The organism is Arthrobacter sp. TmtSoilC77 (assembly GCF_059739415.1).
In genome coordinates, this window is the sequence record NZ_AP046050.1 from 3778294 (window position 1) to 3791486 (window position 13193).

General features: G+C 62.3%; 10 protein-coding genes. 7 read left to right on the top strand and 3 right to left on the bottom strand.

From position 1 onward, the window contains the following. Positions 1-13 precede the first annotated feature (13 nt). The 3 genes from AC6I99_RS17355 to AC6I99_RS17365 are packed head-to-tail and all read left to right on the top strand — an operon-like array spanning position 14 to position 4218. A complete protein-coding gene (locus tag AC6I99_RS17355; RefSeq protein WP_497944520.1) occupies positions 14-2230 on the top strand; it encodes an arylsulfatase in 2217 nt (738 codons plus the stop codon). 4 nt (positions 2231-2234) lie between these two features. Beyond that, positions 2235-3206 carry a nucleoside hydrolase gene (locus AC6I99_RS17360; RefSeq protein ID WP_497944519.1) on the top strand — a complete coding sequence of 324 codons (972 nt, stop codon included), beginning with the start codon at positions 2235-2237 and terminating at the stop codon, positions 3204-3206. Further along, a complete protein-coding gene (locus AC6I99_RS17365) occupies positions 3193-4218 on the top strand; it encodes a LacI family DNA-binding transcriptional regulator (protein WP_497944518.1) in 1026 nt (341 codons plus the stop codon). The genes AC6I99_RS17360 and AC6I99_RS17365 overlap by 14 nt, the downstream gene beginning before the upstream one ends. 81 nt (positions 4219-4299) lie before the next feature. On the opposite strand, the gene paaZ is transcribed toward AC6I99_RS17365, so the two are convergent. From paaZ to AC6I99_RS17380, 3 genes are all read right to left on the bottom strand, one after another. Continuing rightward, the gene (gene paaZ / locus AC6I99_RS17370) at positions 4300-6399 is read right to left on the bottom strand and encodes a phenylacetic acid degradation bifunctional protein PaaZ (RefSeq protein ID WP_497944517.1); all 2100 of its coding nucleotides are present in this window, start codon (positions 6397-6399) and stop codon (positions 4300-4302) included. Between the two features lie 209 nt (positions 6400-6608). Continuing rightward, positions 6609-7822, bottom strand: a protein-coding gene (locus AC6I99_RS17375; RefSeq protein WP_497961410.1) for an IS3 family transposase whose coding sequence is annotated in 2 segments (ribosomal slippage) — positions 6609-7561 and positions 7561-7822 — 1215 coding nt in all. Because the reading frame shifts where the segments join, the coding sequence is not laid out codon by codon here. 94 nt (positions 7823-7916) lie between these two features. Then, entirely contained in the window at positions 7917-8621 is a 705-nt protein-coding gene (locus AC6I99_RS17380; RefSeq protein WP_497944515.1) for a tyrosine-protein phosphatase, read from the bottom strand. Between the two features lie 336 nt (positions 8622-8957). Here AC6I99_RS17380 and AC6I99_RS17385 point away from each other — a divergent pair, with 336 nt between their 5' ends. The 4 genes from AC6I99_RS17385 to AC6I99_RS17400 all read left to right on the top strand — a co-directional run bounded on the left by AC6I99_RS17385 (position 8958) and on the right by AC6I99_RS17400 (position 13193). Beyond that, positions 8958-9980: a LacI family DNA-binding transcriptional regulator gene (locus tag AC6I99_RS17385; RefSeq protein ID WP_224165245.1), complete on the top strand. Its 1023-nt coding sequence runs from the start codon at positions 8958-8960 to the stop codon at positions 9978-9980. A gap of 97 nt (positions 9981-10077) precedes the next feature. After that, on the top strand, positions 10078-11316 hold the full coding sequence (locus AC6I99_RS17390) for a sugar ABC transporter substrate-binding protein (protein ID WP_497944514.1): 1239 nt from the start codon (positions 10078-10080) through the stop codon (positions 11314-11316). A 10-nt stretch (positions 11317-11326) separates the two neighbouring features. Beyond that, a complete protein-coding gene (locus tag AC6I99_RS17395) occupies positions 11327-12328 on the top strand; it encodes a carbohydrate ABC transporter permease (RefSeq protein WP_497944513.1) in 1002 nt (333 codons plus the stop codon). Between the two features lie 7 nt (positions 12329-12335). Next, complete coding sequence (locus AC6I99_RS17400) at positions 12336-13193, top strand: carbohydrate ABC transporter permease (protein WP_497944512.1); 858 nt, start codon at positions 12336-12338, stop codon at positions 13191-13193.

Consider the following 13193-nt stretch of genomic DNA (forward strand, 5'->3'; position numbering starts at 1 on the left):
CGGAACCGCAGCAATGCAGCAGGAATTTCCCGGCCGCATCGGCACCACAGTTGCCGAATCCGAGGCTTGGTGGCCCGAGCAGCAAGCAGCCGACGGCTCACAACCCAACATTCTCATGGTCATACTTGATGACACCGGATGGTCGGACTTCGGCTGCTTTGGCTCCGAAATCAACACGCCTGTCATCGATGGACTGGCCGGGGAAGGACTCAGGTACACCAACTTCCACGTCACCCCTCTGTGCTCCCCAACCAGGGCGAGCCTGCTCACGGGCCGCAACCACCACTCTGTAGGCATGCGGTTCCTGGCCGATGCAGACACTGGCTTCCCCAACTCGCGCGGCTGCGTCCGTCCGGACGTGCCTATGCTCCCGGAGATACTGCGCAGGAACGGCTACGGAACCTATCTGGCCGGTAAGTGGCACCTTGCGCCTTTGAACGAACTCACGCCGGCCGGGCCCTTCCACAACTGGCCGCTGAACCGTGGCTTCGACCGCTTCTACGGTTTCCTGGATGGCTGCACGGACCAGTACTCCCCCGAGCTGGTGGCCGACAACCACAGCATTGAACCACCCGCCCGGGAGGGCTACCACCTCAGCGAGGACCTGGCCCAACAGTCAATCCGTTTCCTCAAGGACCACTCCACGTACCGTCCGCACGCTCCGTTCTTCCTCCAGTTGGCTTTGGGGGCCACCCATGCCCCCTTCCAAGCGCCGAGGGCGTACATCGAAAAGTACATCGATGTCTTCACCAAGGGCTGGGACAAAACCCGCAGCGACAGGCTGAAGCGGCAGGTGGAACTAGGCGTCGTGCCGGACGGCACGGCACTCACGGAACGGCTGGCAGACGTCCGCGCGTGGGAGGAGTTGAGCAGTACCGAACAGGATGTCTTCACCCACCTGCAAGCTGCCTTCGCCGGTTTCCTTGAGCACGCTGATGCCCAAATTGGCCGTGTTGTTCAAGCGTTGAGGGCGATGGACCTTTACGAGAACACCATCGTCCTGGTCATGTCGGACAATGGTGCATCCCGCGAGGGCGGCCCCACGGGCGATGTCGATTGCAACGCGCCGTATTCGGGCGTCCGCAGGCCCGCCGTCGAGCAGGTCAGCTTGCTGCCTCAGCTCGGCGGCCCCCTGGGTGGCGCCCACTATCCGGAGGGTTGGGCCATGGCGGGCAACACGCCGTTCCGCCGTTACAAGCAGTTCGTTGACCTTGGCGGCGTACGTTCGCCGCTGGTCGTTTCCTGGCCGGCGGGGATCGCCAAGGCGGGAGAGGTCAGGAACCAGTTCCTGCACGCCATCGACATCACGCCCACCCTCCTGGATGCAGCCAACATAGAGACTGATACAACGTTCGACGGCGGGTCGGCAGTTGCGACGTTCGTCGATGCAGCCGTGAAGGAGCCCCGCGAAACGCAATTCTGGGAGATGCTGGGCCACCGTGCAATCCGCCATGGTGAGTGGAAAGCCGTGACGGCACATCTTCACGGACAGGACTACGAGCAGGACGATTGGCGCCTGTACAACACCCGGGAAGATTTCGCCGAAGCGCACGACCTCGCCGGGGCCGAGCCGGAAAAGCTTCGAACCCTACAAAAACTCTGGTGGGAGCAGGCGGAGCAAATAGGTGCGTTCCCCCTGGACGACCGAACCCTGGTAGAGCTGCTCACTGCCCGGGGTCCGGCTGGCTTGGTCAATCGCAAGGAGATCGTTTTCAGGGCGGGCCAGAGCCACGTCCCGTTGGCCAGCGCCATCACGGGCAGCGACCGAGCCCTTCAGTTCACCATCCACCTCCGGGAATTCAACCCGGGAATGGAAGGGGTCTTAATTTCCAGCGGCAACCAACAAGGCGGCTACGTGCTCTACGTTCGCAACGATGTCCTGATCTTCGAACACCATGCCTTGGGCGCCCGCGATGTGCTGAAGTCTGACACTGCCTTGTCCGGCGGACCGCAGGCAGTGGGCCTGCGCCTGACTCCCCTGGACGACAGGGCAGCGCTGGCAGAACTGCTCCATGGGGATCAGGTGGTTGCTGCAGCGACAATCAGCGGCACGTCCAGCCACCTGTCGTTCTGGGGCATGGACATCGGCTCGGACCCGGTCAGTACAGTTTCCGCGGAGTACGAGGCACCGTTTGCCTTCCCTGAGGCAGCGATGGATCGCGTAGTGTTGCGGTTCAGGGACACCCCGGACCTCGAGGATCTCGCCGAGCTCATTGAATCCACGGAGTAGAACCATGGGACAACTGATTCTTGATGTGGACACAGGGGTGGACGACGCTCTCGCCCTCATGTTCGCTGCCCGCCACCCTGACTGGAACCTGCGCGCCGTCACCTGCGTTGCTGGAAACACCAGTTTGGAAGGAGTAGTTCGAAACACGTTGACGGTCCTGGACGCTGTCGGCGCCACGGGTGTACCGGTGGCTGCGGGGGCTGCCAGGCCCCTGCTCGAAGAACCCCGCGACGCCGGCCACGTCCATGGCGGGGACGGGATGGCCGATCTTGGCTGGGAACCGTCAGCCAGAAAGCCTGAGGCGATTCACGCCGTCGAACTTTTGCGGCGCGAGATCCTCTCCAGTCCTGAGCCTGTCACTTTGGTGCCCCTCGCCCCGATGACGAACATTGCCCTGCTGCTGCGGACCTACCCGGAAGTTGCGGCGAATATCGGGAAGATCGTTTTCATGGGTGGATCGGCGTCAGTGGGCAACGCGTCGCCCGTGGCCGAGTTCAACGTGTGGCACGATCCCGAGGCAGCCCAGATCGTCATCAGCAGTGGCTTGCCAATCACCATGTACGGACTGGACGTGTTCTATTCCGTAGCGATCGAGGCACCCGACATTGAGCTGCTGAGGGAATCCGACGACGCCGGATGCCGGCTCAGCGGTCATCTTCTGACTCATCTGGCGAAGGTTAATGCGGATGATTTCCGGCTGACTTCGCCCGGATCGGCAGGCATCGGTGACGCCGGGGCCGTCTGTGCCGTGATCGATCCCGAAGGCCTTGTGACCCATCGCCATCGGGTTGAAGTCAGCCTCTCAAACCCCTTGACCCGGGGGCAGACCGTCGTCGATCGCCGGACAAAGGCCTCCGAGACCACGCTGCCACACGGCTACCTAAGCCGCGACAGCATCGACGTCGCCCTCGGTGTCGACGGACGTCGCTACGCGGCGCTGTTTCTCGATACCATCAGATCCCATGACGGTAAGTAGCGCGGCACCAGCAACCATGCTCGATGTGGCGCGGGCGGCCGGCGTCTCCCGCGCCACAGTTTCGCGTGTTTTTACCGCCCCATCGACTGTTGCGGAGGAGACGCGCACCAAGGTGATGGACGCCGTCGCCCAGCTGAACTATGTGCTGAACAGCGCGGCCCGCAGCCTGCGCAGTGGACGTTCCAACACCATCGCATTGTTGGTGGGCGATATCGCCCAGCCCTTCCACAGCCAGCTGGCAAAGGCCGTTGCCCATGCCGCAGAAGGACGCGGTTACAGCGTCCTTCTCTGCGACCTTGACCACAGCATCACCCGCCTTGAGCGGCTCCTGGAATCCCTGCCTTTGCAGGGAGTTGACGGTGTCATTTTGGCAACAGGTGACGACATCGATACGGCCGCTGTGCGTGCCGCCATTGAGGAGGCCGAGGACCGTGGTACGAAGGTTCTGCTTGGCACTCCGCAGCTTGCCGGGACGGGTGCGCTGGTTCTGACCACGGATTACGAATCCGTTGCCTACCAAGCCACCAAGCATTTGCTGGACCAAGGGCGTTGGCCCGTGGCGCTGCTCGGCGGGAGCGAATCGTCCGTGCTGTCGCCGTTCCTGACCCTTGGCTTTCTCCGTGCCTGCAGCGAGGCCGGGCATGAAGATGCAGAGGACCTCATTGTCCGCACCGAGTACAGCACCGACGCGGCCCGCGGCGCCACGCAGCGCTTACTTTCCGGCCCCGACAACCCGGAAGGCATCGTGGCGTCCAGTGTTTCCGTGGCTTTGGGGGCAATGTCCGCATTGGCCGACGCTGGATTGGCCACGCCCGGGCGAATCGGCCTTGTTGCGTGCGAGGAAGTCCAGTTGGCCGAGCAATTGCGGCCAAGGCTCACGACGGTCGGCACCAAGCTCAACCTTCAGGGCGCTGCCATGGCTGACGCCTTGATCGATGCAATTCAAGGCCTGCCCCCGAAAGAACGCGACTTCGCGCCCGGGTTGACTCTTCGGGAATCAAGCGCCGGTTAAACTGCAACGCGGGGTCACTTAGGGCCCATGTTGGCTGTCAACATAGGCCCTAAGTGACCCCGCGTTGCTTTTAATGTGGGGTTACTTCTCCACGAGGGTCAGGACGTCGTACGTGGCTACGATCTCGTCGTTCTGGTTCGTCAGCACGGCATCCCAGGCAACCTCGCCATATTCGTCGGTCTCGCGTGGCGTGATCTTCTTGGCGGTCAACGTGACGCGGATGGAGTCGCCAGCTGCAACTGGCGTGATGAAGCGCAGATTCTCCAAGCCGTAGTTGGCCAGCACAGGACCCGGCGCGGGCTCAACGAACAGCCCGGCAGCCCAGCTCAGGAGGAGGTACCCGTGGGCAACAATTCCGGGGAAGAAGGGATTGGCCTCGGCTGCTTCCTGGTTGGTGTGCGCGTAGAACGTATCGCCCGTGGAGTTGGCGAAGGCCGTGATGTCCTCGAGGGTCACCTGGCGCAGATCGGAGCGAACGGCGTCGCCGATCCTCAGCGTCGAGAGGTGCTTCCGGAAAGGGTGCTCGCCTTCGGTTTCCACGGTGAAGTTGCGGTCAGCGCCCGTGTGCCACTGGCCGGTGACGGCGGTGAGCATGTTCGGCGAGCCCTGGATGGCGGTGCGCTGCATGTGGTGTAATACCGAGCGGATACCGCCCAATTCCTCGCCGCCACCTGCGCGGCCGGGACCGCCGTGAACCAGGTGCGGGACCGGGGAACCATGACCGGTGGACGAGCGCGCGTCTTCACGGTTGAGCATGTGGACGCGGCCGTGGTGCGCTGCGATACCGAGCACCAGCTCCTGCGCCACGGAAGGATCGTTGGTGCACACGGAAGCAACCAGTGAGCCCGAACCGCGGGCTGCGAGGCGGATGGCGTCGGCAAGATCCGAGTATCCGATTACCGAGGACACGGGGCCAAACGCTTCAAGTGAGTGGACTTCTTCGGCTTCCGCGTCTGCCCAGCTGAGGAGTACAGGAGACATGAACGCGCCGTCTTCCACGACGCCCACCCTGCCGCCGACGGAAGTGACCGACGGCGAATCGAGCGTTCCGTACGCAAGCTCACCACCGGCGTCGAGCATTGACTGAACGGCCGCGCGGACGTCGGCGAGCTGCTCCAGCGAAGCCAGGGCGCCCATGGTGACGCCCTCGGCGCGGGGGTCGCCAACGACGACACGCTCGTTGATGCGTGCACCGATGGCGGCGGAGACGTCGGAAATCAGCTCCTTCGGAACGATCACGCGGCGGATGGCGGTGCACTTCTGGCCGGCTTTGACGGTCATTTCGGTGACGACAGCCCGGACAAATGCGTCGAATTCCGGAGTGCCTGGAACGGCGTCAGGGCCGAGGATGGCGGCGTTGAGCGAGTCCGTCTCGGAGGTGAAGCGGACACCACCCTGGACCACGTTGCGGTGCGATTTCAGCGAGTTGGCCGTGGACGCCGAGCCCGTAAAGGAGACGAGGTCGCGGTAATCCAGTTCGTCCAGGATGGTCCGGGCGGAGCCGGAAATCAGCTGAAGGGATCCCGCGGGCAGGATGCCGGACTCGACGATCGCCTTGACGGCAGCCGCTGCAACGTAGCCCGTTGGGGTGGCGGGCTTGACGATGGTGGGAACACCGGCCAGGAAGGCGGGCGCGAACTTCTCCAGCATGCCCCAGACCGGGAAATTGAAGGCGTTGATCTGCACCGCGACACCAGGAATACGGGTGTAAATGTGCTCACCGGCGAATGAACCGTCCTTGGACAGCACCTCCATCGGCCCATCCACCACAACCTGCGAATTGGGCAGTTCGCGGCGACCCTTGGACCCAAAAGTGAAGAGAACGCCGATGCCGCCGTCAATGTCGATCATGTTGTCGATCTTGGTGGCGCCGGACTGGGACGAGGACTCGTAGAGCTCTTCGCGCCGGCCGTTGAGGTACATGGCAAGTTCTTTGAGCTTGAGCGCACGCTGGTGGAAGGTCAGCTTTCCAAGCTCGGCCTGGCCGGTGGTGCGGCCGTGATGTACGACGGCGGCAATGTCCAGTCCGTCGGTGCTGACGTTGGCCAGGACTTCTCCGGTGCTGGCATCACGGACCGGGACGGTTTTTGCGTCGGGAGCGGGAGTCCACCAAGCATCCTGGACATAGCTGGGGACGGTTGCAACGGCTGTGGTTTCCGGGGCGACTGCGGTAGTGGTCATCGTCGACGGGTCCTTCCAAGGCACGTGAAATCGGCTCGGTCATTGGGTCTGCGGGAGCACAAACATTACTGACCGGCCGTTCGGTAATATATACAGGGTACATGAATGCCCGGAGGAGTACAGCAGGAATTTCCTCGTTCTCTCACATACCGCCCGTTTTGGGCCATCTGCGCTCGTCAAGTTTTTGAGACAGTTCTCGTTGTTGTTGGTTAGGCGGCCAGGGGTCCCTGAACGGTGGTTTGGTAAGCGGTGTGGGCTGTTACGGGTGGTGCGCCGCCGGCCCGGCGGTTGGGTCGGCGGCGGTTGTACCAGCCCTCGATGTAGTCCATCACGGCGGTCCGGGCGGCGAGCCTGGAACCGAAGCGGTGGTGGTGGTAGAACTCGGTTTTGAGGTGGGAGAAGAAGTTCTCGGCGACCGCGTTGTCCCAGCACACCCCTACCTTGCCCATGGACTGAGTGACCGCGTTGGTGCCGCACCATTGCTGGAATTCCTCAGAGGTGTACTGGGCGCCGCGGTCGGAGTGGAAGACCACAGAATCCTCGGCGAAGCGGCCGTGGTTCCGGGCCATCTGCAGGGCCGCGGTGCACAGGCTCGCACGCATGTGTCCGGCCATGGACCAGCCAATGACCATGCCGGAGAACAGATCGATGACGGTGGCCAGGTAGAGCCAGCCTTCGCCGGTGCGCAGGTAGGTGATATCGCCGACCAGACGGGTCCCGGGCACGGTGGAGGTGAAGTCGCGTTTGCCGTCGGTGTCGAGCATGTGGTTCTCGATGTGGGCGGTCTTGGCCTGCGGGTCCTGGACCGTGGTCTGTTTCCAGGCCCGAGTTCGGATGGCACGCAGACCGGTCTCGCGCATGATGGCTCCGACGGTTGGGGCGGAGACCTTGGTCCCGGCCGCGTTCAGCAACAAGGCCAACTGGTCCCGTCCGGCACGGCCTTCCTCCTTCGTATAGAGGTCGGTGACCGCGGTGACCAGATCCTCATGCCGCACGGCACGTGGTGAGGGCCCGGCGGGGTTGCGCCACCGATAGAACGAGGCCCGGGAAACCTTCAATGCCCGGCACAGCCACACCACTGAATGGTTGGCCTTCTCCGCTTCGATGAACTCGTAGAAATCCTCTACTTTTGCTTCGAGGCAAAGAAGGCGCTGACTTTTCCCAGGAACTCGACCTCGGCCTTCAACCTGGCGTTCTCGGCCAAGGCCTTTTGGTGTTCTTCCCAGGCAACCGGGCCCCTGTCCTCGGACGGGACAGGGGCATTTGGTTGACGTTCCCGATGTCGGTGAAGCCAGTTCCCCAGCGTGCTTTCCTTCACCCCGATCTCCTCGGCGACCTGCTTCACCGAACGGTTCGTGGACAGCACCAGCCGCACCGCTTCCTCACGGAAAGCGGCATCATATTTTCTTCTGGGCGTGGTCATCTGAAACGAATCTCCCATCAAGCTGTCTCAGAAAACCATACGGCCGCAATCGTTCTCTCACATACCGCACGTTTTGGTCCATCGTTCTCTCACATCACTGCAGCTTGACGCGGATCGCCGCCAGTTCTGCAGCGGTGACCCCATTCCCCGTCAGGAACGATTCGACTTCCAGCGAACCCAAGAAGGCCCTCACGCCAGCCCGCTTCTGCTCCAACCAGGCCTCAAACTCCTCGTCTGAAAGGTAGGGATCGTGCGCATGCGGTGCCCCGTGGGTACGGTGCCGCTCATTGATCCCCCGCGCCGCAAGTTCATAGCCGCGCAGGATTTCGTCATCACCAATACCGGCCAAACGTTGCAGCATGAGTGCGATCACCCCGCTGCGATCCCTGCCCGCCGAGCAGTGAATCACGACCTTGCCAGGCGCGGCCGCGATGGCTTTGAAGACGGCCGCAATCTTCCCGGCAAACAGCCCCACATACTCGCCGTACCGCGCCGGGTCCTTCAGGTACGGGCCGAAGAGCTCGCCAAAATCGCTACGGTCCGGGTCCTCCGTGGGGCAATGCACGACGTCGATTCGAGCCTTCACGTCGTACGGCACCTCGGGATCGGTGTCGCGTTGCCGCCGCTCGCCCGAGGCGCGCAAATCGATGACAGTGCGGATGCCGTCGTCGTACATTTGGCGCCACCCAACTTCGGTAACCCACTCGTGGCGACCCATCCTGTACACACCCCCCGCGATCCGCCAGGCGTTCACGGCGCCATCCCAGTGGACGCCTAACTGCGGTGCTGTCCCGTCCATAGGAGCCAGCTAAGCACATTCGTCCGGGGCGATGTGAGAGAACATCCGCCGAAAGGCGTGAGGAAATGAGAGAACATCCGCCGAAAGGCGTGAGGAAATGAGAGAACATCCGGTGAAAGGGCGGTGGATGTGAGAGAGGGACGGAATGGGGGTATTGCGCGGGGCGAGTGACTCATGTCATACTCGTTCTCGATGCGCATCGACGATACGTATCGACGACACGAACAAAGCACGCACACGAACAACAAAGCACGCAACACCAGCAGCACAGAGCACCACAGAGCAGCACAGAACCACACGCAGACCGTTCAGCAGAGAGCGCAAGGAGGCCGGGACATGCCCACCAGCAAGGACGTTGCCCAGGCCGCCGGCGTTGCACAGAGCACGGTTTCCTATGTTCTCAGCGGCAAGCGGCCCATCTCCGAGAAAACGCGGAAAAAGGTGGAGGACGCCATCCAGCAGCTGACCTACCAGCCAAATGCAGGAGCCCGCGCACTTGCCAGCCGCAGGACGCGCGTAATCGGCCTCGTTATCCCTTTCATCCCCGAGTTGCACATGGCATCGATCATGGAGTTCGTCTCCGTGATCGCCAACACCGCCCGCCTCTATGACCACGACATCCTGCTGGTCACTGAGGATGAGGGCGCACCTGGGCTGCAGCGTGTGGTGGGCCAGCAGATCTGCGACGGCCTGATCCTGATGCAGGTGGAAGGCGACGACGAACGCCTCCCGGTGGTCCGCAGCCTCCACGTTCCCGTGGTGCTGATCGGCATCCCGCATGATCCTTCCGGTTTGGTTTGCATTGATGCCGACTTTGAAATGGCCGGAGAACAATGCGTCCAGGACCTCGCCGCGGCAGGCCATGAAGTCATCTCCGTCCTTGACTGGCAGCCGGAAGTGGTAGACCGCCACGTGAACTACGTTGAGCGGTTCATGTCCGGCACCGACAAAGCCGCCCAAAGCCTGGGCGTCAAAGTGCTTCACCTCCCTGGCGGAACTGATCGCGAAGCGATCGCGGAATCCGTGGACAAAGCCTTGGCGGAGACCACCGGAGTACCTGCGTTTATCGCTCCGGACGGCACCGTTCAGGACGTTCTTCGACGCGTCCTGACCAGCCGCGGCCTGACTCCTGGCACGGATGTCTCAGTCATCGGCAGCGCTTCCCCCACCTTGGCTGAGCTTCAGCCCGTCCCCCTTTCCACCATTGACCTCCGCCCGGCCGAAGTATCCCGCCGTGCGGTGAAGATTATTTGCGATCTCCTCGAAACCGAAAACCAGGGACCAACCGAATCCCTGGAATTGGTACCCACGGTCATTACGCACCGTGCCAGCACGCTGCGTCCACCCCACGGCAGCTAAACCCTCTCAAAGCACCCTGTACTACAGTTTCCGAATTCATCGATACGCATCGTCGATACGCATCGATAACTCAACCCCCAGAAAAAAGGAACAGACAATGAAGTCAGCACAAAGGACAACCCGTCGTCCTCTTGCCCTCGCCGTCGCTGCATTGGTCGGCCTCCCCTTGGCCCTCTCAGCCTGCGGGACCTCCACTGCAGCTTCGTCGTCGGAGGCCGTCACCGAAATTTCCGTGATGGACTACTACAACAACGAGCCCGACAAGTCCTTCATCGGTGACGCCCTTACCAAGTGCGGCACCCAGGCAGGTGTCACCATCAAGCGGGAGACCGTTCCGGGCAAGTCCCTGATCTCCAAGGTGCTCCAGCAGTCCTCCTCCAAGACGCTTCCGGACGTGCTCATGCTGGATAATCCGGATCTCCAGCAGATTGCCGCCACCGGCGCCTTGGCTCCCTTGGCAGACTTCAAAGTCAGCACTGACAACTTCGCCGAGGGTGTCCTGAGCGCAGGCACCTACAAGGACAAGGTGTACGGGCTGGCTCCCACCGTGAACACCATTGCCCTGTTCTACAACAAGGACATCCTTTCCAAGGCTGGCGTCACCCCGCCCACCACCTGGGATGAGCTGAAGGCAGCAAGCGCGAAGCTCACTGCGGGCGACCAGTACGGGCTCGCGTTCAATGCCAACCCCACGTATGAAGGCACCTGGCAGTTCCTCCCGGTCATGTGGTCCAACGGCGGCGACGAGAAGAAGATCGACACCAAGGAGACCGAGCAAGCACTGCAGCTCTGGACCGACTTGGTCAAGAGCGGCTCCGTCTCTTCCTCCGCCCTCAACTGGACCCAGGCCGATGTCAAGGACCAGTTCATGGCCGGCAAAGCAGCCATGATGGTCAACGGCCCGTGGCAGATTCCGGCCCTGGATAAGCAGCCCACTCTGCAGTACGGCGTGGTCAAGATCCCCGTTCGTGAAGCCGGCCAGACGTCCGTTGCCCCGCTGGGTGGCGAGGTGTGGACGGTCCCCCAGACCGGTAACAAGGCACGCCAGGCCAAGGCTGCAGAAGTGGTTGCCTGCCTGAACAGCGACGAGAACCAGATGGCCATGGCCAAGGTCCGCAACACCATTCCTTCCAAGACCACGCTGGCGGATAAGTTCGCCACCGAAAACCCGAAGCTTGCTACGTTCACGGAGCTGATCAAGACGGCCCGGGCCCGCACCGGCGAGCTCGGTACAGAATGGCCCGCCCAGGCAACCAAGATCTACACCGCAATCCAAACAGCCCTGACCGGTAACGCCTCCCCGGCTGATGCCCTCAAGCAAGCGCAAGGCCAGTAAGCGGCGAGCCATGTCATTGACAACAGATTTGTCGCAAACAGCGGCACGTTCCACCGGAAAGGCCAAGGCAAAGGACGGCCGCCCGGCAGGCTCGTCTATAGAAGCGCAGAAACCACGACGCCGGACCCGCCAACGTCGCGAGCGCATCTTCCAGTGGCTCTTCCTGGTCCCTGCCGTGGTCTACATGGCGCTGTTCTTTGGCTACCCGGTGGTCAAGAACGTCGTCATGAGTTTCCAGGACTACACCACGGCCACCTTCTTCACCGGAGAAGCCCCATGGGTAGGGTTGGCCAACTACGTAACTGTCTTGTCGTCGTCGTTGTTTTCCACCTCGCTGCTGAACACCGCACTGTTCACGATAGGTTCCATCCTGGGGCAGTTCGTGATCGGGCTGGCGTTGGCGATCTTTTTCCAACGCAAGTTCCCGCTCAACGGCATCCTGCGGTCGCTGCTCCTGCTGCCGTGGCTCCTTCCCTTGATCGTCTCCAGTGCCGTGTGGCGTTGGATCCTGGACAAGGACAGCGGCGCACTCAACCGTTTCCTGGGCGATCTGGGCATCGTCGATACCGGCGTTCCGTGGCTGACCAGTACCTCGTTGGCTTTGATCGCTGTGGTGGGGGTGAACATCTGGATTGGCATCCCGTTCAACCTGACCATCCTCTACGGCGGCCTGCAGGAGATCCCGGATGAGCTGTATGAGGCCGGGTCACTCGATGGCGCCACGGGTTGGAAGGCGTTCCGGCATATCACGTGGCCGATGCTCCGGCCGGTAGTGAGCGTGGTGCTGGTTCTCGGCGTCGTCTACACCCTCAAGGTGCTGGACATCATCCTGGGCCTGACCAACGGTGGCCCGGCGAACTCGACCCAGACCATCGCCACCCAGTCCTACGATCTCTCCTTCCACGAATTCAAATTCGGCGAAGGCGCGGCCCTGGGCAACGTGCTGGTCATCATTTCCCTGGTCTTCGCGGTCCTGTACCTGCGGGCAAGCCGACGCGCTGTGGATGAGTGAGGAAACCATGACAACCGTACTGAAAGCACCCACGCTCCGGCTTGGCAGATCAAAAGCAACAGGACGCACGAACTGGGGCTACACGGCGCTTGCTATCTTCTTCCTGGCAATCATGCTGTTCCCGGTCTACTGGATGGTCAACGCCTCCCTGCAGCCCAACGGCACTACCTTGGAAACCTCGTGGTTGCCCTTGAAGCCCGACTTCACGGGCTATGCCACAGCCATCAATGAGCAAGCCGGGAACCTCGGCACGAGCCTGGTCATCTCCCTGGGCAGCGTGGCATTGAGCCTGGCAATCGCAGCCCCGGCCGCCTACGCGCTGGCCTACTTCAAGGTCCGCGGCGCAGGCGTTGTCCTGTTCGCCATCCTGATCAGCCAGATGATCCCCGGCATCGTAGTGGCCAACGCCCTGTACACGGCGTACAACGACCTCGGGCTGCTCAACTCCATTCCGGGCCTGATCCTCGCGGACTCGGCACACGGAATTCCGTTCGCCATCCTCATCATCCGGGCGTTCATGAACGGCATGCCGGCATCCGTGATCGAGGCCGCGCGGGTGGACGGGGCGGGGCATGTGCGGGCGTTCTGGTCGATCGTGATTCCGCTGAGCCGGAACTCGCTGATCACCGCAGGACTCTTTACGTTCCTGTTCGCCTGGAGCGACTTCCTCTTCGCATTGACGCTCACCACCACGGAAGCGGTCCGTCCGGTCACCCTGGGCATCTTCCAGTACATCGGCGCCTACGTGAACGACTGGAGTTCAGTGATGGCGACGGCGGTACTCGCCTCCATCCCGGCCATCGTCCTGTTGGTCGCGGCCCAAAAATACATCGCCGCAGGCACCACCGGCGGCGCGGTCAAGTAG

Excerpts from the sequence above, each read along its gene's own strand:
- AC6I99_RS17355 (WP_497944520.1), top strand. The coding sequence starts at position 14 with ATGCAGCAGGAATTTCCCGGCCGCATCGGCACCACAGTTGCCGAATCC.
- AC6I99_RS17360 (WP_497944519.1), top strand. The coding sequence starts at position 2,235 with ATGGGACAACTGATTCTTGATGTGGACACAGGGGTGGACGACGCTCTC.
- AC6I99_RS17365 (WP_497944518.1), top strand. The coding sequence starts at position 3,193 with ATGACGGTAAGTAGCGCGGCACCAGCAACCATGCTCGATGTGGCGCGG.
- paaZ (WP_497944517.1), bottom strand. The coding sequence starts at position 6,399 with ATGACCACTACCGCAGTCGCCCCGGAAACCACAGCCGTTGCAACCGTC.
- AC6I99_RS17380 (WP_497944515.1), bottom strand. The coding sequence starts at position 8,621 with ATGGACGGGACAGCACCGCAGTTAGGCGTCCACTGGGATGGCGCCGTG.
- AC6I99_RS17385 (WP_224165245.1), top strand. The coding sequence starts at position 8,958 with ATGCCCACCAGCAAGGACGTTGCCCAGGCCGCCGGCGTTGCACAGAGC.
- AC6I99_RS17390 (WP_497944514.1), top strand. The coding sequence starts at position 10,078 with ATGAAGTCAGCACAAAGGACAACCCGTCGTCCTCTTGCCCTCGCCGTC.
- AC6I99_RS17395 (WP_497944513.1), top strand. The coding sequence starts at position 11,327 with ATGTCATTGACAACAGATTTGTCGCAAACAGCGGCACGTTCCACCGGA.
- AC6I99_RS17400 (WP_497944512.1), top strand. The coding sequence starts at position 12,336 with ATGACAACCGTACTGAAAGCACCCACGCTCCGGCTTGGCAGATCAAAA.